General features: G+C 63.3%; 12 protein-coding genes. 5 read left to right on the forward strand and 7 right to left on the reverse strand.

Annotated features, from left to right (window positions below):
- Nucleotides 1-12: 12 nt before the first annotated feature.
- Nucleotides 13-10,533, reverse strand: coding sequence for an autotransporter-associated beta strand repeat-containing protein (locus L6D63_RS18810; protein ID WP_236170369.1), 10,521 nt, complete (start codon nt 10,531-10,533; stop codon nt 13-15).
- A gap of 442 nt (nt 10,534-10,975) precedes the next feature.
- Here L6D63_RS18810 and L6D63_RS18815 point away from each other — a divergent pair, with 442 nt between their 5' ends.
- Both L6D63_RS18815 and L6D63_RS18820 read left to right on the forward strand, forming a co-directional pair.
- Nucleotides 10,976-11,935 (forward strand): nucleoside-specific channel-forming protein Tsx, encoded by a 960-nt coding sequence (locus tag L6D63_RS18815; protein ID WP_121184643.1) that lies wholly within the window; start codon nt 10,976-10,978, stop codon nt 11,933-11,935.
- A 15-nt stretch (nt 11,936-11,950) separates the two neighbouring features.
- Entirely contained in the window at nt 11,951-12,973 is a 1,023-nt protein-coding gene (locus tag L6D63_RS18820) for a purine-nucleoside phosphorylase (protein WP_131670092.1), read from the forward strand.
- A gap of 126 nt (nt 12,974-13,099) precedes the next feature.
- Here L6D63_RS18820 and L6D63_RS18825 read toward each other — a convergent pair whose 3' ends face one another.
- From L6D63_RS18825 to L6D63_RS18835, 3 genes are all read right to left on the reverse strand, one after another.
- Nucleotides 13,100-14,056 (reverse strand): quinone oxidoreductase family protein, encoded by a 957-nt coding sequence (locus L6D63_RS18825; RefSeq protein ID WP_131670091.1) that lies wholly within the window; start codon nt 14,054-14,056, stop codon nt 13,100-13,102.
- Nucleotides 14,057-14,088: 32 nt separating this feature from the next.
- Entirely contained in the window at nt 14,089-14,262 is a 174-nt protein-coding gene (locus L6D63_RS18830; protein WP_073471384.1) for a DUF1427 family protein, read from the reverse strand.
- Nucleotides 14,263-14,459: 197 nt separating this feature from the next.
- A complete protein-coding gene (locus tag L6D63_RS18835; RefSeq protein WP_236170370.1) occupies nt 14,460-15,227 on the reverse strand; it encodes an AraC family transcriptional regulator in 768 nt (255 codons plus the stop codon).
- Nucleotides 15,228-15,372: 145 nt separating this feature from the next.
- On the opposite strand from L6D63_RS18835, the gene L6D63_RS18840 reads away from it, so the two are divergent.
- Together L6D63_RS18840 and L6D63_RS18845 are read left to right on the forward strand one after the other, a co-directional pair.
- On the forward strand, nt 15,373-15,600 hold the full coding sequence (locus L6D63_RS18840; RefSeq protein ID WP_003223528.1) for a DUF6555 family protein: 228 nt from the start codon (nt 15,373-15,375) through the stop codon (nt 15,598-15,600).
- Between the two features lie 40 nt (nt 15,601-15,640).
- Nucleotides 15,641-15,913: a hypothetical protein gene (locus tag L6D63_RS18845; RefSeq protein WP_131670089.1), complete on the forward strand. Its 273-nt coding sequence runs from the start codon at nt 15,641-15,643 to the stop codon at nt 15,911-15,913.
- Between the two features lie 22 nt (nt 15,914-15,935).
- Here the strand turns inward: L6D63_RS18845 and L6D63_RS18850 are convergent, their stop codons facing one another.
- From L6D63_RS18850 to L6D63_RS18860, 3 genes are all read right to left on the reverse strand, one after another.
- Nucleotides 15,936-16,103 carry a metallothionein gene (locus L6D63_RS18850; RefSeq protein ID WP_080963240.1) on the reverse strand — a complete coding sequence of 56 codons (168 nt, stop codon included), beginning with the start codon at nt 16,101-16,103 and terminating at the stop codon, nt 15,936-15,938.
- A 1,007-nt stretch (nt 16,104-17,110) separates the two neighbouring features.
- Nucleotides 17,111-17,566 (reverse strand): DMT family transporter, encoded by a 456-nt coding sequence (locus tag L6D63_RS18855; RefSeq protein WP_095667017.1) that lies wholly within the window; start codon nt 17,564-17,566, stop codon nt 17,111-17,113.
- A 4-nt stretch (nt 17,567-17,570) separates the two neighbouring features.
- Entirely contained in the window at nt 17,571-18,056 is a 486-nt protein-coding gene (locus tag L6D63_RS18860; RefSeq protein WP_131670088.1) for a DMT family transporter, read from the reverse strand.
- Nucleotides 18,057-18,170: 114 nt separating this feature from the next.
- Here L6D63_RS18860 and L6D63_RS18865 point away from each other — a divergent pair, with 114 nt between their 5' ends.
- Entirely contained in the window at nt 18,171-19,106 is a 936-nt protein-coding gene (locus L6D63_RS18865) for a LysR family transcriptional regulator (RefSeq protein ID WP_095667019.1), read from the forward strand.
- The last annotated feature ends 30 nt before the right edge of the window (nt 19,107-19,136 follow it).

Raw genomic sequence — 19,136 nt, forward strand, 5'->3', positions numbered from 1 at the left:
TTCGACCATGATTCAGAAGCTTTGACTGAAGCTGATGTTGAACGCGCTGTCGTTGTTGTCGCTCGACACCTGGCCCGAGTAGCCGATGCCCAGCTTGCCGGTCGGGGTGACCTGGAAGTCGATGCCGGCTTCAAGCAATGCGCTGTCCTTGGCAATCGGCACGCCCTGGGTGCTGAACGAGGCGCCGCCGTCGATGAAGGTCAGGTCGGCGTCAGGTTTGGTGTCGCCGTAGGCGTGCCGCCAGCCGATGGCTGCGCGTGGCGTCAGTTGACTGCCGTTGGCCAGGGTCACCAACTTGCCGATGCGCACGCCGAGGGTCGAGTAAGTGATGTCCTGATCGGCGTCGGCCTTCAGGCGCCCCACTCCGCTTTTTTCCTTGGCGGTATCGCTGTCGTAATTGACGTAGGCCAGACCCGCAAACGGTTCGATGGCAACACCGGCGGCGTTGATCGCGTAACCCACTTCACCGAACACCTGCGCACTGCGCGCGTCGTAATCGGCCTTCAGGCGATCGTTGTAGCTGCCGACGCTGACGTCGCGTTTGGTCTCGATGCTGTGCCAGCTGTAAGCCGCGCCGAGGCGCACCGCCAGTGCATCGAATTGCGAGTTCAGATAACCGGCCAAGTGGTAGCTGTCGACCTTGGCGTCCGAGTTGCGATCATGCGCGTTGAGGTTGCTGCGGGTGTAGCCGGCCGCCATCCCGGCACGCCAGTTGTCATCCAGCGCCTTGTCGGTACCGAGCATGAAACCGCCGAGGTTGCGATCGACTTTGGCTGTGTTGCTGTCGCCGCCCATGTCGCCCCAGGCACCAATGGCCCGGATCCAGCCGACCATTTCCCCGTGGCAACCGTTGCTGCTCAGTTGCGTGTCGCTCGGTGCCAGGGTACGACGCGGATCATCCGCAGCGCTGCACGATGGCTGGCGCATGCGGTCGTTGACCGCCTCGCGAATGAAGCGCGAGTCTTCAAGCATGGCGCTGGCGGTGCTGGCGTGGATTTCCCCGGAGAGGCTGTCGAACGCATTGCGCGCACCGGCCACGCTGAGGTTGACGATCTGGTTCTGCAACGCCGCGCCAGCCGCACCGTTGTTGGACAGTGCCGTGGCGGTGCCGCGCTGGTTGCCCGTGGCGGCGACGTCGGCGAACGAGTTGCCGTTGCGGCTGACGGCCAAGGTGACCGAATCGGCGCCGTAGACCAGCGAGCTGTCGAGGAACGCGTACTGCGGCAGATCGGCTGCACTGAAAGTGCCAGTCACGCCGCCACCGGCGGTGATCAGCGAGTAAGTGGTATTGCCGGTGAATGGCGCCAGGCTGTTGACCACCAGACCGCCGCCCAATGCCGCCGTACCGCCCACCGCCAACGGTGTCGCGGTTGGCGAGCTGACCGTCAGCGCCAGCACACCATCACTGCTGTTGGTCAGGTTGCCGGCCACGCTCAAGGTGCCGTCAGCACCACCGGAAGCGACCACACCGTGGTTGACCACCGAACCGACGCTGCCGTTACCGCTCAGGCCTGCGCCATTGGCGACCGTGACTTGGGCGCCCAGCGAAGCCCGGGCCGCACGGCTGCCGACTTGCAGCAGGCCTTGATCGACCGAAACGGTGCCACTGAACGGTTGATTGCCGGTCAGCAGCAACGTGCCGGCGCCGCGTTTGGCCATCGCCCCGAGTCCGCTGAGAATTCCGTTGAACTGGCCATTGGTATTCTGCTGGAACACCAGCGTGGCATTGTCGGTGATGTTGCCTTGCAGACTGGTGGTGTTACCGATCAGCGTACCGCCACTGACGGTGGTGCCGCCGCTGTAGGTGTTGGCGCCACTGAGCACCAACGTGCCAGAGTCAAGTTTCTCGATACCACCCGTACCCACCAGCGGTACGGAAATTTCCGCACTTGCCCCCGCATTGACCCGTACCGGCGCCAGACTGCCGTCGGCACCGTTGACCGGCGTCAACGTGCCGCCAGCCCCCGGCACCAGGCTGTATCCCCCCGCGAGAAACTGCAGGCCGGTGAAGTTCTGATTGCCCTGCACAGTGACGGTACCGGCCTGACCGCCGAACACCGCGAACTGACCATTGGCCGCCAGTGCCTGCGTGCCGCTCGGATCGGTCCAGTTGGTGCCCGGCCCCCACACGCCACTGCCGCCACCGATGCTGCCGTCAGGGTTGGTGGTGCCGCCGTTCCAGAACTGCACTTCACCCGGTGTGCCCTGCACCAGCAGGTTGACCTGATTGGCAATCGCGGTTTGCAGGGTCAGGTTGGCCGCCGACACCGGCAGGCTGCCGTAGACCAGACCGTTGTCGGTCAGGCTGCCGCCGTAGCGGAACAGTTGATAGACCCCGGTGCCGAAGCCGCCGGCGTTGCTGATATTCAGCGTACCGTCGAGGGTCAGGTTGCCGGCAACATTGACCACCGTGGTCGAACTGGCGGCCGAGCCGAGGCTGAAGTCCAGGTTGGTCCCCGAGGACAGCGCCAGCGCACCGACCGACAACGGCGTGGCCGAGCCGCCACCGCTCAGCGTTGCACCGCTGGCCAGTTGCACGTTGCCACCCAGTTGCCCGCTGCCACCGATTTGCGCACCGCTGGCGACGTTGACGTTGGCGCTGTTGAGCACGCCATTGACGATCAGGTCGCCGGCCTGCACCGAGGTGTTGCCGGTGAAGGTGTTGTTGCCGGTCAGGAGCAACTGGCCGGTACCGGTTTTGTTCAGCGTGCCGCTGCCCGTGAGGTTGCCGGTGTAGCTGCCGTCGGCGTTTTGCGCGAAGGTCAGCGCCGCGTTGTTGACGATGGCGCCTTGCAGGCTGCTGGTGTCGCCAGTGGTCGTGCCAGCGTTCAGCGTGGTGCCGCCGCTGTAGGTATTGGCACCGCTGAGCACGAGATCACCGCTGCCGTTTTTCACCAGACTGCCGGTGCCGGTGATGGCGCCGAGCAGCGTAGTGTTCTGGTTGCTGGCCAGGGTCAGTTGCGACCCCAGATTGATCGCGTTGGCCAGTTGCAGCGCCGAGCTGCTGTCGAGAGTGCCGTTGCCGGTCACGCTCAGTGCACCGCTACTGATCGCGCTGTTGTTGCCCAGCACCAGTGTGCCGCCATCGAGCTGAGTACCGCCGCTGTAGGTGTTGCTGCCATTGAGGGTCAGGCTCGAAGCGCCGGACTTGATCAGGCTGCCTCCACCGCTGACCACACCGTCGAGGGTCAAGGCGTTGCTGCCAGCGACAGTCAGGCCACCGTTCACCACCACATCGTTGCCCAGCGTGACGGCCGCGTTGCTGTCCAGTGCGGTGCCGTCAGCGGCAGTCAAGACGCCAGTGCCCAGCGCCGTGTTATTACCGACGACAATCTTGCCGCCGTTGAGCGCGGTGCCACCGGTGTAGCCGTTGGCGGCATTGAGCACCAGCGTACCGCTGTCATATTTGCCGAGGGTGCCGCTGCCGTTGAGCGCGACGCCAAGGGTCGCGGTGGCGTTCGGATCGACTCGCACGGTGGCGTTACCCAGCGAACCGTTGACCAGGTTCAGCGCACCGGCCGTGCCGTTCTGCAGGTTGTAGCCATCAGTGACGAACTGCAGGCCGGTGATGGTTTGTGCGCCGTTGACGGTGACCGTGCCGGCTGTGCCCTGGAACACCGCGAAGCTGTTGGTCCAGGCCTGATTGGTGGTGCCGTTGACGTCGGTCCAGTTGGTGGTGCCGGTGCCCCAAGTGCCGCTGCCGCCATCGACCGAACCGTTGGCGACGAGTTGGTTGCCGTCCCAGAACTGCACGGTGACGCCCGGTGCGGTGACCAGCAGATTGATCTGGTTGGCCAGCGCGGTTTGCAGGGTCAGGTCCCCCGGGGTGACGCTGCCCGGCACTGTACCGATCAGCATGCCGTTGTCGGTCAGGCCACCGGTGTAGTTGATCAGGCGATACACGCCGCTGCCAAAACCGCCGATGTCGCTGACGTTGAGGGTGCCGTCGAGAGTCAGGTTGCCACCGACGTTGACCAGCGCATTGCCGCCACCGGAAACCGGCACTCCGAGGCCGACATCGAAGTTGGAATTGGCGTTGAACACCAGCGAGTTTACCGACAGGGTGCTGCCGGTGGCGCCGGCCAGATGACCGCCATCGGCCACGGTCACGGCACCGCCCAGTGAGCCGCCGCCAGTCAGGGTGCCGCCGCTGTTGACCAGCACACTGGCGCTGTCCAGCGAGCCGCTGACGTTCAAGGTGCCGGCGTTGACCGTGGTGTTGCCGGTCAGGCTGTTGAGGCCGGCCAGGGTCAGCGTGCCGGTACCGAGTTTGCTCAATTCGCCAGTGCCGGTGAGTACACCGGCGAAAAGGCTGCTGGCGTTGCTGCCGCCGACGCTCAAGGTGTTGCCGCCGCCGATCAGTGCGGTGCCGCTGCCGGTCAAGCTGGCGAGGCTGCCGGAGCCGCCGAGATTCAGCGTCGCCGCAGCGCCGAGATTGACCCCGGCGTTGCTGCCCAGTGCCGAGTTGCCCAGCGTGGTCAGGCTGCCGGACTGCACATCAAAGGTGCCGCTGAAGGTGTTGTTGCCGTTCAGCGTCAGGTCGGCCAGACCATTCTTGGTCAGGGTGCCCGCCCCGGCAATCACACCACCGAGGGTCAGGTTGTTGTTGCCGGCCACGCTCAGGTTGGCATTGACGTTGACGTTGTTCGCCAGCACCAGCGGCGCGGTGGTGTCGAGGGTCGACGCACCCGCCACGGTGACCGCGCCGGAGCCCAGGCCCGCCGAGGTGCCAAGGGTCACGGTGCCGGCGTTCAGCGTGGTGCCGCCGCTGTAAGTGTTAATGCCGTTGAGGGTCAGGTTGGACGCGCCGTTCTTGATCAGACCGCCGGTACCGCTGACCACGCCGCTGAGGGCCACGTCGCTGTTGCCGGTGTTGGTCAGATTGGCGTTGAGCACCACGTTGTTGCCCAGCGACACCGAGGTGTTGCTGTCCAGCGCCGAGGCACCGGCCACGGTCAGGTTGCCCAGACCGAGGGCGCCGTTGCTGCCGGTGGTCAGGGTGCCGGCGTTGAGGGTGACGCCACCGAGGAAGTTGTTGGCCCCGCTCAGGATCAGGTTGGCCGCGCCGTTCTTGGTCAGGCTGCCGGCGCCGTTGATCGCGCCGCTCAGCGTCAGATCGTTGCTGCCGACGATGCCGAAGTTACCCGCCAGGTTGATCGCGTTACCTGCCGTGAAGGCGCCGCTGGCATCCAGGGTGGTGCCGTTCGCCGCGTTCAGGGTCGCCGAACCCAGCGCGCTGTTCGACGCCAGAATCAGGCCTCCCGCATTCAGCGCCACCGGCCCGAGGAAAGCGTTGTTGCCACCGAGGGTCAGGCTGGCCGAACCGTTCTTGATCAAGCCGCCGGTGCCGGAAATGACACCGTTGAGGGTCAGGGCATTACTGCCCAGCAGGGTGAGATTGCCATTGAGCGTGGCCGCGTTGGCCAGGGTCACGGCGGTGTTGCTGTCGAGTTGCGTGCCGGCATTGGCAATTAACGCGCCGCTGCCCAGGGCGGTGTTGCTGCCGACCACCAGGGTGCCGCCGTCCAGTTGCGTGCCGCCGGTGTAGCTGTTGGCGCCGTTGAGTACCAGGGTGCCGGCATCGAGTTTGTTGAGGATGCCGCTGCCGTTGATGTTTACGCCGACCGTGGCGGTCACGCCCGGGTCGACCCGCATCGCCGTGGTGCCACCGCTGCCATTAACAGCGGTCAACAGACCCGACGCGCCGTTGATCACGCTGTAGCCATCGGTGAGGAACTGCATCCCGGTGAACAGCTGGGTGCCGTTGACCGACACCGTGCCGGCCGTGCCCTGGAACACCGCAAAGTCGCCGGCCCAGGTCTGGTTCAGCGTACCGTTGGAATTGGTCCAGTTGGTGCCGCCGGCAGTCCATGTGCCGCTGCCGCCGTCCACATTACCGTTCGGGATGGTCTGGCTGCCGTCCCAGAAGCGCAGGTTGGTGTTAGGCGCCGACACCACCAGATTCACCTGATTGCCAAGGGTCTGCACAAGGATGTCGCCGAGGCCGTAACCCACCGGTACACCGGCCACGGTCAGGCCGTTGTCGGTCAGTGCGCCCACGTAGTTGAACAGGCGATAGACACCGACGCCGAAGCCGCCGGCATCGGTGACGTTGAGGTTACCGTCGAGGGTCAGGTTGCCGCCGACGTTCATCAGCGAAGTGGTCGATGGCGTGGCGAGGTTCGCATCGATATTGCTGTTGGCGGCCAGCACCAGTGACGCGGCAGACAGGGTGGTACCCGAGGACAACGCCAGGTGGCCGCCGTTGTTGATGTTGAGAGTGCCGAGCAGCGAACCGCTGCCGGTTACGCTCGCGCCGGTATTGACATTGACCTGGGTACTGGCCAGCGACCCGCTGAGGTTCAGGGTGCCGCCGTCGACGGCGGTGTTACCAACAATGCCGTTGATCCCGGTCAGGTTCAGGGTGCCGGTGCCGACCTTGGTCAGGCCGCCGTTGCCACTGAGGTCGCCGTCGAAGGTGCTGGTGCTGCTGACGCCGCCCACAGTCAATGTGTTGCCGCCGGCGATCTGCACGCTACCGCTGCCGCTCAATCCGTCGAGGCTGGCGTCGCTGCCGAGGTTGAGGCTGGCGCCGGCGCTGATATTGGCGCCGGAGGTGTTGCCCAGGGCTCCGCTACTCAGGGTGGTGACGCTGCCGGCGGCAATGTTCAGCGCGCCGGTGAAGGTGTTGGTGCCGCTGAGAGCCAGGTCATCCAGGCCGGTTTTGGTCAGGCTGCCCGTACCGTCGATCACACCGCTGAGGGTCAGCCCGTTGTTGCCGGCCAAGGTCAGCCCGGCATCGAGGGTGATGTTGTTGCCGAGGGTGAAAGCGCTGCTGTTGTCCAGCGTCGCGGCGCCACCGACGGTCAGGGTGCCACTGCCCAAGGCGCCGGGCGCACCGACGGTGAGGGTGCCGGCGTTGAGGGTGCTGCCGCCGCTGTAGGTGTTGGTGCCGTTGAGGGTCAGGTTGGCCGCGCCGTTCTTGATCAACTGGCCGGCACCGCTGATCACGCCGCCGAGGGTCAGGTCCTGCGTTCCGCCGACGCTCAGTGCCGCATTGAGCACGACCGCGTTGGCCAGGCTGACCAGCGGCGAGCTGCTGTCGAGGGTTGCCGCACCGCCAACGGTCAAGACACCGGTGCCGAGAGCCGAGCTATTGCCGACGGTCACCGTACCGGCATTCAGTGTGGTGCCACCGACGTAGGTGTTGGTGCCGTTGAGGCTCAGATTGGCCGCGCCGTTTTTCACCAGGCTGCCGGCTCCGGCGACAGTTCCGGTGAGGGTCAGGTCTGCGCTGCCACCCACGCTCATCGCACCGGCCAGATTGACCTGATTGCCCAGCGTAACGGCAGTGTTGGTATCCAGCGTGGTGCCCGCCGCGGCGTTCAATGCGCCGCTGCCCAGCGCGGTGTTGCTGCCGACAATCAGCTTTCCGACGTTGAGTGCGGTGTTGCCGAAGTAGGTGTTGGCGCCGTTGAGAATCAGGTCGGCAGGGCCGCTTTTGGTCAACCCACCGACGCCGGAAACCACGCCCGCGAGGGTCAACGCATTGCTGCCGCCGAGGGTCACGTTGCCACCGAGGTTGACGTTGTTCGCCAGGCTCGCCGCGGTGCTGGCGTCCAGCGTGGTGTTGTTGCCGGCGTTGAGCACGCCGGTGCCGAGTGCAGTGTTGGAGCCGACGACCAGTGTCCCGGCGTTCAGCGACGTAGAGCCGGTGTAGGTGTTGTTGCCGGTGAGGGTCAGGGTCGAAGAGCCAGTCTTGATCAAATTGCTGCCGCCGCTGATCACGCCACCGAGGGTCAGCGGGTTGGCGCCGCCGGCAGTCAGGTTGGCGTTCAGGGCAATGGCATTGTTCAGCGCCACGTTGGCGCTGCTGTTGAGCGTTGCGCCCGCACCGCCCACGGTCAGCGTGCCGGTGCCGAGTGCCGCGCCGTTGCCGACGGTCAGGCTGCCGGCGTTGAGCGCGGTGCCACCGGTGAAGGTGTTGGCGCCGTTGAGGGTCAGGTTGGCGGTGCCATTCTTGATCAACTGGCTGGCGCCACTGATCACGCCACCGAGGGTCAGCCCGTTGCTGCCGCCGATCCCCAGATTGTTGTTGAGAATGACGTTATTGTTCAGCGTCACCGCTGTATTGCTGTCGAGAGTCGCAGCGCCGCCGACGGTGATATCGCCGCTGCCGAGCGCAGCATTGGCACCCGCGGTGATGGTGCCTGCGTTCAACGCAACAGCACCGAGGAAAGTATTGGCGCCGTTGAGAATCAGGTTGGCCGCGCCGTTCTTGGTCAGCCCGCCGCTGCCGCTGACCACACCACCGAGGGTCAGGTTGGCGTTGCCGGCAATGTTCAGGTTACCGCCAAGGGCGACCGCATTGCTCAGCGCCACGGTGGTGCTGGCGTCGAGGGTGGTGCCCGCCGCCGTGGTCAGTGCGCCGGTGCCGAGCGCGGTGTTGCTGCCGACGATCAGCGTACCGGCATTGAGTGCCGTGCCGCCGGAGAAGGTGTTGTTGCCGCTGAGGGTCAGGTTCGCAGTGCCGCCCTTGATCAGGTTGCCGGCGCCGCTGATGACGCCACTGAAGCCAAGCGCCTGAGTGCCACCGATGGTCAGCCCGCCCGCCAGCGCCACAGCGTTGGCCAGCGTCACCGCCGTGGTTGCATCCAGTGTTGTGCCGGCCGCAGCGTTCAATGCGCCTGTGCCGAGGGCAGTGTTGCTTCCGACGAACAAGGTGCCGCCGTTGAGCGCGGTGGTGCCGCTGTTGGTGTTGTTGCCGGTCAAAGTCAGGCTGGCAGTGCCGCTCTTGGTAATCGCACCAGTGCCGGAGACGATGCCGCCCAGGGTCAGCGCATTGCTGCCGAGCACGTTCAGCGCACCGGTGATGCCGACGTTGTTGCCCAGGATCACGTTGCCGGTGCTGTCGAGGCTGGTGCCGTTGCTGGTGTTGAGCACCCCGGTACCCAGTGCGTTGTTGTTGCCGACGCGCAAGGTCCCGGCACTGAGACTGGTGATCCCGGTGTAGGTGTTGCTGCCGTTGAGGGTCAGGCTGCCGCTGCCGGTTTTGGTCAGGTTGGCGGCGCCGCTGATCACCCCGCCCAGGGTCAGCGCACCGGTGCCGGTCGCGGTCAGGGTGCTGTTGAGCGTGATCGCGTTCGCCAGCGAAATGGGCGTCGTTGCCGAAATGCTCGAAGAGCCGCCAACCGTGATGCCCCCGGTACTGAACGACTGGTTGTTGCCCACCAGCACCACACCGCCATTGAGCACGGTGTTGCCGGTGTAAGTGTTGATGCCGTTGAGATTGAGCTGGCCGCTGCCGATCTTGGTCAGGCCGCCCGTGCCGGAAATCACACCGTTGAGGGTCGTGCCGTTGATGCCCTGCAGGGTCAGGCCGCCGGCGCCCAGGTTGATCTGGTTGGCCAGCGTCAAACCGGCATTGCTGGCCTGCAGAATCCCGCCGTTGGACGTCAGCACGCCACTGCCGAACGCCGCGTTGTCGTTGAACTGCGCGACACCGCCATTGAGCGTGGTCGCACCGCTGACCAACGGCCCTTGCAAGGTCCAGGTGCCGCTGTTGAGGGTCAGGTTGTTGAAGTTGACGTAGGTCGCGCTGGACGCCGTGCCGGTCCCGGTGGTGCCGCCGCCGAGGCCGATCGGGTTTTGCAGGATCAGCGTGTTGGTGCCCGCTGCGCCGCCATCGATCGTCCCGGTCGGGGCGAAGGTCAGGTTGATGCCAATCAGGCCACCGAGGCCGACGGAGACTTGCACACCGTCGCCGACGTTAACGCTGGAACCGGTGATCGCGTAGAAGGTGTTGGTGCTGCCCGCCCCCATCGACACACCGCCGGTGATGTTGCCGGCGTTGGTGAAGGTGTTGCCCGCAACCGACGTCTCGAACGCAATCCGACCGTTGATGGTGCCGCTGGCGCTGTTGGTCATGTTGACTTGCGAACCGCCATACACCCCGACCACCGGGGTATCGGCCAGGGTGATGCCGCCGACCGACAGCCCGGTGGAAGTGATGGTGCCGTCGTTGGTGATGGTCGTGGTGCCCGACACCGAGTTGTTCACGCCAATCCCCAGCCCGTCGATGCTGGTCAGGTTGAGCCCGAGCAGCATGCCGGTACCGCGAATGATCCCGGTGGCGTTGTTGACGATGCTCACCGTGCTGGTCGCGCCGGTACCGATGAACGCACCGCCACTGAGGATCGACACCAGGCCCAGCAAGGCCGGGTCGAGGGTGCCGGAGTTGTTCAGGTTGATGTTGGCCCCGGTCAGGTTGATGACCTTGCCACCCAGGGTCGCGTTCATCTGCGCCCCGGAGTTGACGTTGACCGTCAAGCCGCTGGTGGCGCTGCTGTAGTCATTGAGAAACAGCGGCAGCGTCGGGACGCCCGAACAGGTAATCGTCGAACCTGCCGCCGAGCACGTCGCGAGCGCCTGCTCGCTGACCCCACCGAACAAAAGTCCGGCAACGCTCAGGTGCACGGCAAGGGAAAGAGGGGAAAAACGCGAAACGAGGGCGACACCAAACCTTGCTTCCACGGGCTACTCCTTGTCGTGGCCAAATTCTTCCTTGAAGGCGTGCACGTCGGGCTTATTCCACACGCGAATCAAGACTGCGACGGTCATCACAAAACCGCGTCATGGCTGACAAGCTAGTAGACGCCCCGCAATGGGGCACTGATTAAATGGTGTTAATACTTTAATACTACGGCCGTCTAAACCGCGGGTTTCGGCCCCTAAACACAGGACTCTGCCTAAACGACATCCCCCTGTAGGAGCTGCGGCACGCTGCGATCTTTTGATCTTGATCCTTAAAAACAAAATCCAAAGGTCGCAGCGTGCCGCAGCCTCTACAGGGGCAATCGGAGCGACTTGGTACGTGTTGTGCAAACGTTTGCGACCTGCCTATATCGGCTTTTTCGTAACAAAACCGTACAGACCCGCAGAACCCGGGCCTTGATCCGCAAAAAAAGGACTTTGAATGCACGCTGCTTCCCTTCTTCGCGCCCCGTTTGCGCGCACGTTTGCTGTTTCCCTGCTACTGACCGGCGTTACCGGAGTTCTCAGCCACAGCGCATTGGCGCAACCGGCGCTGCCCGACGAATCGGCCCAGGGCGAAGCCCTCAGCCCGGAAGCTGCCCCGGCGAAAAAAGGCGCGTATCTGTCGGACTGGTACAACCAGGACCTGACGTTGATCGGCAGCAAGGACATCAGCTTCGGCCCGCAACCGGCCGATGACATCTATCTGGAATACGAGTACTTCGGGCGCAAGGGGCCGTTCGAGCTGTACGGCTACATCGACATTCCGAAGATCTTCAACATCGGCAACAGCCACGACAAAGGCGTGTGGGACCATGGCTCACCGGTGTTCATGGAGCACGAGCCGCGCATCTCCATCGACTACCTCGCCGGCCGCAGCCTGGCCATCGGCCCGTTCAAGGAATGGTACGTGGCGTTCGACTGGATCTACGATCACGGCAGCCGTAAAGAGAACCGCGCCAACACCCTGTACAGCGGCTTCGGCACCGACATCGACACCCATTCGCGGGTCAACCTGTCGGCCAACCTGTACGGTCGCTACCAGTGGGAAAACTACGGCGCGAGCAATGAATATTCGTGGGACGGCTACCGCGCGCAGCTCAAGTACATCGTGCCCATCGACAAATTCAGCAATGGCGCGTCGCTGACCTACATCGGCTTCACCAACTTCGACTTCGGCTCCGACATCCACAAGGACAACCCGGCGCGCACCGCCAACGCCACGGTGGCGACCAACGTGCTGTTGTACTCGTTCACCCACTTGCGTTTCACCCTGGTCGGCCGTTATTTCCACAACGGCGGCAACTGGGAGGACGGCAGCGAGCTGAACTTCGGCGACGGCAATTTCCGCGCACGTTCCAACGGTTGGGGTTACTACGCCGGCATCGGCTACCAGTTCTGAATTCAGGAGATTTTCATGCAAGCAATGACGCGTCTGACTTTGGCCGCTGCGGCCCTGCTCTCTTCCACGGCGTGGGCGGCGCAAGCGCCGATCCAGCCGAAAGTGGTGCTGATCACCATGTTCGCCCCCGAGGCGCAGCACTGGATCGAGCGCCTCGATCTGCAACAGGAAATCCGCGTGCCGGGCCTGTCCGCCGAGTACCCGACCGTGCGCTGCAACGCACAACAGGTGTGCCTGCTGACCACCGGCATGGGTCAGACCAACGCCGCTGCTTCAACCCTGGCACTGGCCCTGTCGCCGAAATTCGACCTGCGCAAAAGCTACTTTCTGATCGCCGGGATCGCCGGCATCAGCCCGAAACACGGGACCATCGGCACCGCCGCGTGGGCGCATTACCTGGTGGAGTTCGGTACGCAATGGGAGCTGGATTCGCGCGATGCGCCGGCGAGCTGGCCGACCGGCTACCTGGGCATCAACACCAAGGGGCCAAACGAAAAACCACCGCTGGACTACAAGACCGAAGTCTTCGAACTCAACCCGAAATTGCAGGCCAAGGCCTTCGCCCTGAGCCACAAGGTCGAACTGAGCGAGAGCAAGGAATCGGCGGCGTGGCGCCGGAAATACCCGTCAGCCCCGGCCAACCAGCCGCCAGTGGTTACGCGCTGCGACACGCTGGCAGGCAACACCTGGTTTTCCGGTACGCGCCTGAGCGAACGCGCGGAGGTCTGGACCCAATTGCTGACCGACAACAAGGGTGAGTACTGCACCACGCAACAGGAAGACAACTCGACCTATGAAGCGCTGCTGCGTGCCAGTCGCGAAGGTCTGGTGGATGTGCAGCGTCTGGCCGTGGTGCGTGCTGGCTCCGACTTCGACCGCCCGGCGCCGGGCGGCAGTGAAGTGGACAATCTGCTGAAGTACGCCGATCAGGGCGGGTTCGTGCCGGCGCTGGAAAACCTCTATCGCGCGGGTAATCCGCTGGTGCAGGACATTCTGAAAAACTGGTCGGCGTGGGAAAACGGCGTTCCACAATCCTGAGCACAAAACGAGCCCTGTGGGAGCTGGCTTGCCAGCGATGGCGCCAGTTCAGTCAATATCTTGATCGACTGTTCTACCGCTATCGCTGGCAAGCCAGCTCCCACAGGTTATGCGGTGTCTGGAAGATCAGGGGATGAGGATGACCTTGTCCCCACACCCATGATTCACCTCTGCATAGCTCTGCACTCCCTGCGCCAAAGGCACTTCCACCCACGCCTGCGGCAACGGCAACAGTCCCTCATCGAAAAACCGCCCGAACTGCTCGAGCATCGCCGCACAGGCTTGCACGCCGTACAGCAGCGAGTTGATCCCGACCACCGAACCGCCCTTGCGGTACAACGCCAGCACTGGCAACTGCACATGGCCGTCGACCGGTGCGGCGATGATCGCGATGCGGCCGAACGCTGCCAATGCCGCCACCGAGGCCGGCAGCCAGAAACCGGTGGTGTCGAAGATTACGTCAGCGCCGCCGCTGTACACCGCGTTGACCTGCACGCCGAGGTCTTCGGGCTTATCCAGCTGAATCGTCGGATAGCCCTGCGCCTGCAACGCCTTGACCTGCTCCGGCCGCCGCGCAGCCGCGAGGATCTGCGCGCCGCGCACCTTGGCCAATGCCAACGCCGCGGTCGCCACCGCACCACCGCCGATCACCAGCAAACGGGTTTCAGCGCTCACCAGGCTGCGCTCCAGTGCATCCCAAGCGGTGGTGTAAGGCACGCCGAGGCTGGCTGCCTGAGCGAAGCTCAAGTGCGACGGTTTATGCGCCACGCCGTTGGCCGGCAATTTGACGAATTGCGCGTGCGAACCATCGGCAAAAAAGCCCAACTCGCGCCCGGTGCCCCAGACTTCCTGACCGAGCAACGCCTGCGGGCCTTCGACCACGACACCGGCGAAATCGCGCCCGGGAATCCGCGGCAACGTGGTGTAGGGAAAACGCCCGAGCACGTTCTTCACATCGCTGGGGTTCAGGCCGGCGGCCTTGATCTCGACCAGCACGTCATCAGCGCCGGGCATTGGGGTCGGTACGTCGACGAAACGCAGGGAGGACAGATCGCCGGTTTTATCAAATTGCAGTGCTTTCATGAGGACATCCACCAAAGGGAAAAAAAAGACATTCAGGACAACCAACCGGCGACCAGTTGCCGGCCCAGCGGCCACAGCTGCTCACCCGCGAGCATGCCCAGCAGCCCCACCAGCGCGATGGCCGGTGGCGCCGGGGAACGGAAGTCCAGCGCGCCATAGAGCAGGCCGACACCCAGACCGATGGCCAGCGAAATCAGGTAGTTCATGGAAAACTCCGCCGCGTGAAAGGAATGGGCAGAGTCTAGGGAAGGATCGGCAGAGGTGTCGGCCAAGGACTTCTGAATTTCGGCCAAAAGACCGACATCCCCCTGTAGGAGCTGCCGCAGGCTGCGATCTTTTGACTTTGATTTTGAAAACAAGAACAAAAGATCGCAGCCTGCGGCAGCTCCTACAGGGATCGGGTTCAGGCCGTGGAGAATTGCGAAGGCGCCACGCCCAGCTCGCGCCGGAACATGTCACTGAAACTGCTCGGCGAATACCCCAGCTCCCGAGCAATCGCGCTCACCGGCACGCCCTGAATCAACTCGGCCACCGCCGTCGCCAGTTGCACCTGCCGCCGCCATTCGGCGAAGCCCATGCCAAGGCTGTCCCTGAACAACCGCGCCAGCGTGCGCACGCTGGCCCCGGCGTTTTCCGCGTGCTGCTCGAACGGAATGTCCAGCGACGGCGCCGCCATCACCGCCTGACACAGGTTCATCAGGCGCCGGTCGGAATCGTCGGGCAGCGGGATCTTCAATGCCGAGCGCCGGGCACGCTTGAGCTCCAGCAGCGCCAGCCCGACCAGGGCGTCGTAATAAGCCGGCTCGCCGCTGTCACCCTGCGCCACCAAACCGACGATCAACTCGCGCAACAAACCACCGACCTCGATCACCTGCACGGTCGCATCCAGCGTCGCCGCCAGCGCCGGGCGCAGGTAGATGTTGCGCATCTGCAAGTCCGAGACCACGCGAATTCCGTGCGGCACTCCGGGCGGCAACCACACCGCGCGCTGCGGCGGCACCACCAGCGCCTCATGCGGGGTCTCGACCCACATCACCCCGCTCATCGCATACAGCAACTGCCCCCAGACATGCTCATGCGGCTCAATAAACAAACCACGCGGATAGGTACGCGCCAGCGGTTGCACCGGCACATCGGTATCCGTCAGATCGGGGGGTGCGGCGAGGGCCATGGCGAGTATTCATTGGGGTTGGCGAAAGGCGCATGGTAACCAGGCGGTCACAGCGTCGCCAACGATAGATACCGTCGGACAATCCGAGTGAATTTTCCCGACGCGCCGCGATCCTTCTAATACCACAGGGAGGAATACGGGCTTTATGAACAACGCAAAACTGTTTGTCATCGATTACACCCTTCACGGCACGCCCAAATCGTTCATTATCCGCTCGGACAAAATGGACAACGCCGAGGCGTGGCATTGGGCAAGCTGTGATGCCGGCGTGGGTCGCATCCCGCGTTTCGGCCGGGAAAAAGTGCAAAAGACCAGCAAACCGATGGCGGAGAAATTCGGCGTGGAAAACGTCACATGGCGACCGGCGAGCTAGACTCTCGCCAGGCAATGGGGACTCTTCGGGGGCGTACACAATGACCAGTATCTTCAGCCCGGCGCATCTGGATTATGGCCTGGACACCCTTTTCGGACGTATCACCAGAAGCGTGGACTGTCAGGTGGGTCTTGAAGCTGTCGAAGACGACCCCTATCGCTTCGCCCTGCGCGTACCGGCGCCGTTACCGGAGGACCTCGACCAGGCGAAAACCGTGGTGGTCAGGGTCGACGGCCGGCGTCTGCAAGGCACGGTTCGCCATACCGAACGGCTGGATGATGAAAGCCTGAAACTGCAAGTGGAGCCTGATTAGGCTCCACTTTTTTTGCGCGCGGTTATTTGGGGTGGGCGCAATGACAGCCTTTGCTTGAACACTCTTCACCGCCCTTGTGGTGGTGCGCGCAAGCCTCGCAGCAATAGTGTTTGCCGTGCACGGCGTAGGCGTGTTCGCCTTCCTTGATGGTGCATTTGCAGTTGGGGCAGTCGCATTTTCTATCGGGCATGGGGGCAGACTCCTTTTTGGGTGGTTGTCTGGGCTTGTGGGATAAGCCGTAAATAGCAGTGTAGGAGCTGCCGAAGGCTGCGATCTTTTGATCTGGTGTTTTTTGCGGGATTGGGGTGTATGTCCGTTTCTTCGGGTGCTGGCGATATCGGGTGAATATCCGTTGCTTCGGGTGTTGCTGATTACGGTTCCGCCCTTACGGCGGGTCACTTTTTCCAAACGCCGAAAAAGTAACCAAAAAGGCTTCCCCCAGCGTACGGCACTTCGCCGAGGCTCAGTGTTCCCTCGCTACGGTGCCCATCCGGGGGCATCGCCTACGGTTTGCTTCGCTGCACCTCCTCTCGATGTATGCGGCTTCGCCGCATGGCGCTACGCGCCTACCCCCCGGATGGACACCTCCGCTCGGCCTGCCGAAGGGGCTGAAGATCAAAAGCCAGATCAAGAGCCAAAGCCAAAGCCAAAGCCAAAGCCAAAGCAGATCAAAAGATCGCAGCCTTCGGCAGCTCCTACATGGGATCGGGTGTTTTCAGTTAGAGATTGGTCGGCTGTCAGGCCGCCATCGCTGGCAAGCCAGCTCCCACAGTGGGATCGGGTGTTTTCAGTTAGAGATTGGTCGGCTGTCAGGCCGCCATCGCTGGCAAGCCAGCTCCCACAACTTTATTCGTGCACACCCCCTGCGGCGAAGCCGCCCCACTCAACACGATGAGCGTTAGCTCGAGTACCGCTCTTGATCTGAGGGCCCGTCGGCAGGCTGAGTGGAGGGATTTATCCGGGGGTGGGAGCGCAGCGACCGTTTGGCGCAGCCAAACACAGCGAGAGGAGGTGCAGCGAAGCAAACCGTAGGCGCTGCCCCCGGATGAATCCCGTAGCGAAGGAACCCGAGCCCAAGCGAGGGCCGAACGTCAGGGTAAAGCCCTTTGGTTACTTTGGGGCTTTTGCCAAAGTGACCCGCCGTCAGGGCGGAACCCTAGGTGGCCGTTACCGCAGCAACGGATATTCACCCAAATATCAATCAGAACGACGAACACTGCTGCGATACATAAAAACCAAAGCCAACCCCAGACAAACCATCGCCAACACCCGTGAAGACGAAAGCTCGATCGCCGGGTTCCCCAGCCAGCCAAAATTATCGATCAACATCCCCATCCCCAATTGCCCGACGATCACCGCAACAGTCGCCACCGCCGTACCCACGACAGGCACAGCACCGACCATGACCATCATGTAAACCACACCAAACAGCGCCCCGGTGAGCTGCCACTTCGGCACGTCCAAGAGGCTGACCGCCTGCGCCGGCTCAAAAAACAGAATCAACAATCCGGTGGTCACAGCCCCAACGACAAACGTCAGCAGACTACTGCGCAACACCCCGACGGTCTCGCCCAAGCGCCCATTGATCGCCGCCTGCACACTCAACACCGCACCAGCCAACACCACCACTGCCAACAAAATAACCAGACTCATCTCTTCAACCCCGCGCAATCAGAACCAATGCCACCACAATCAACACCAACGCCAGCCAGCGCTCGGCATTGACCTTCTTGCGCGTCGCGCCGAACCAGCCGAAATGGTCGATCAGTACGCTCTTGCCGACCTGCCCCGAGAGAATCGCGATCATCGTCATCGCAATCCCGATATGCGGCGTCGCCAGGGTCAGCACCACCACGTACATCGGCCCCAGAAATCCTCCGATCAACTGCCAGCGCGGCAGCTCGGTCAGCGCCGGGCCCTTTTGCGGCCCTGCGAACAACAGCAGCAAAAACAGAATCGCCGAACCCACACCGAAGATGCTCAAGGTCGCCCACAGATGCCCGACTTGCTCCCCCAAAGGCCCAAGCAATCCGGCCTCCACCGACAGGCCCATGCCGGCCAGAATCACCAGCGGCAGCAACAACAGGCGCAACCACGACCGGGTAGCCGGTGCCGCCCCACTTACTTCATCCAGCGTTTGCATATTCAAATTCCCCTGCAAGTAAACGATGGCGCGGATTATCGGCTGGCGCCGCTGTGCGATAAATGGGAGCATCCAGACAACACTTTTGCGCAACTCGCACAACAGGACAGATTCATGCACGGGCTGAACGAACTGGGGTTCAAGACGTTGAGGCTGTTTGTGGCGGTACTCGACCACGGCAGTTTCTCTGAGGTCGCCCGTCGCGAGGGCGTGGCGCCCTCTTCGATCTCGCGGCAGATCCAGTTGATGGAGCAGGCGCTGAACCAGCAATTGCTCTACCGCCACACCCGTGCCGTGACGCCGACCGAGGCCGGGCGCATGCTCGGTCACCATGCGCGGCTGGTGCTGGTGCAACTGGAAGAAGCCGAACAGGCGCTGCAGGAACAGCAAAGCGAACCCACCGGGCTGGTGCGCATCAATGCGCCGGTGGTGTTCGGCCAGCGTCACTTGACGCCGTGGCTGGGGAAATTGTGCGCGCGCTATCCGAAGCTGCAACTGGACATCCAGCAAACCGACCATTACGTCGACCCGCTGCAGGAAGGTGCCGACCTGCTGTTTCGCATCGGCCCGCTGCACGATTCAAGCATGCAGGCGCGGATTCTGGCACCGCACAGTTTTCAGGTCGCCGCCAGTCCGGCCTATCTGCAGCGCCACGGCACCCCGCAACACCCGGAAGATCTGGCGCAGCACCAGTGTCTTGCCTACAAAGGCGCAACCGGTCAGCAGCGCTGGTTCTTTCGTCAAGGTCAGGGCGACTGGACGCCGTACTCGGTCAAAGGCCCGATCACCGGCAACCACGCCGACACTCTCACCCAGGCCGCCGAACAAGGCCTGGGCCTGGTGATGTTTCCGTCATGGCTGATTGGTGAGGCGGTGCGTGAAGGCACGCTGGTGCCGGTGTTGCGCGAATATCAGGTGTCCAACAGTCTGGAGCCGCAGCAGATTGCGGTGCTGTGGCCGGGTAGCCGAAGGTTGTCGGTGAAGGTGCGGACGGTGATTGATTTCTTTGTCGAGTGCTTTGGTGAAGTGCCGTACTGGGACAGACCTTGATAGATCAATTGTCACAGTCTCTGTGGGAGC

Source organism: Pseudomonas parakoreensis (assembly GCF_021602155.1).
GTDB lineage: Bacteria > Pseudomonadota > Gammaproteobacteria > Pseudomonadales > Pseudomonadaceae > Aquipseudomonas > Aquipseudomonas parakoreensis.

Bases quoted from the DNA above. Each gene is read 5' to 3' on its own strand.
- L6D63_RS18815 (WP_121184643.1), top strand. From the start codon at position 10,976: ATGCACGCTGCTTCCCTTCTTCGCGCCCCGTTTGCGCGCACGTTTGCT.
- L6D63_RS18820 (WP_131670092.1), top strand. From the start codon at position 11,951: ATGCAAGCAATGACGCGTCTGACTTTGGCCGCTGCGGCCCTGCTCTCT.
- L6D63_RS18825 (WP_131670091.1), bottom strand. From the start codon at position 14,056: ATGAAAGCACTGCAATTTGATAAAACCGGCGATCTGTCCTCCCTGCGT.
- L6D63_RS18830 (WP_073471384.1), bottom strand. From the start codon at position 14,262: ATGAACTACCTGATTTCGCTGGCCATCGGTCTGGGTGTCGGCCTGCTC.
- L6D63_RS18835 (WP_236170370.1), bottom strand. From the start codon at position 15,227: ATGGCCCTCGCCGCACCCCCCGATCTGACGGATACCGATGTGCCGGTG.
- L6D63_RS18840 (WP_003223528.1), top strand. From the start codon at position 15,373: ATGAACAACGCAAAACTGTTTGTCATCGATTACACCCTTCACGGCACG.
- L6D63_RS18845 (WP_131670089.1), top strand. From the start codon at position 15,641: ATGACCAGTATCTTCAGCCCGGCGCATCTGGATTATGGCCTGGACACC.
- L6D63_RS18850 (WP_080963240.1), bottom strand. From the start codon at position 16,103: ATGCCCGATAGAAAATGCGACTGCCCCAACTGCAAATGCACCATCAAG.
- L6D63_RS18855 (WP_095667017.1), bottom strand. From the start codon at position 17,566: ATGAGTCTGGTTATTTTGTTGGCAGTGGTGGTGTTGGCTGGTGCGGTG.
- L6D63_RS18860 (WP_131670088.1), bottom strand. From the start codon at position 18,056: ATGCAAACGCTGGATGAAGTAAGTGGGGCGGCACCGGCTACCCGGTCG.
- L6D63_RS18865 (WP_095667019.1), top strand. From the start codon at position 18,171: ATGCACGGGCTGAACGAACTGGGGTTCAAGACGTTGAGGCTGTTTGTG.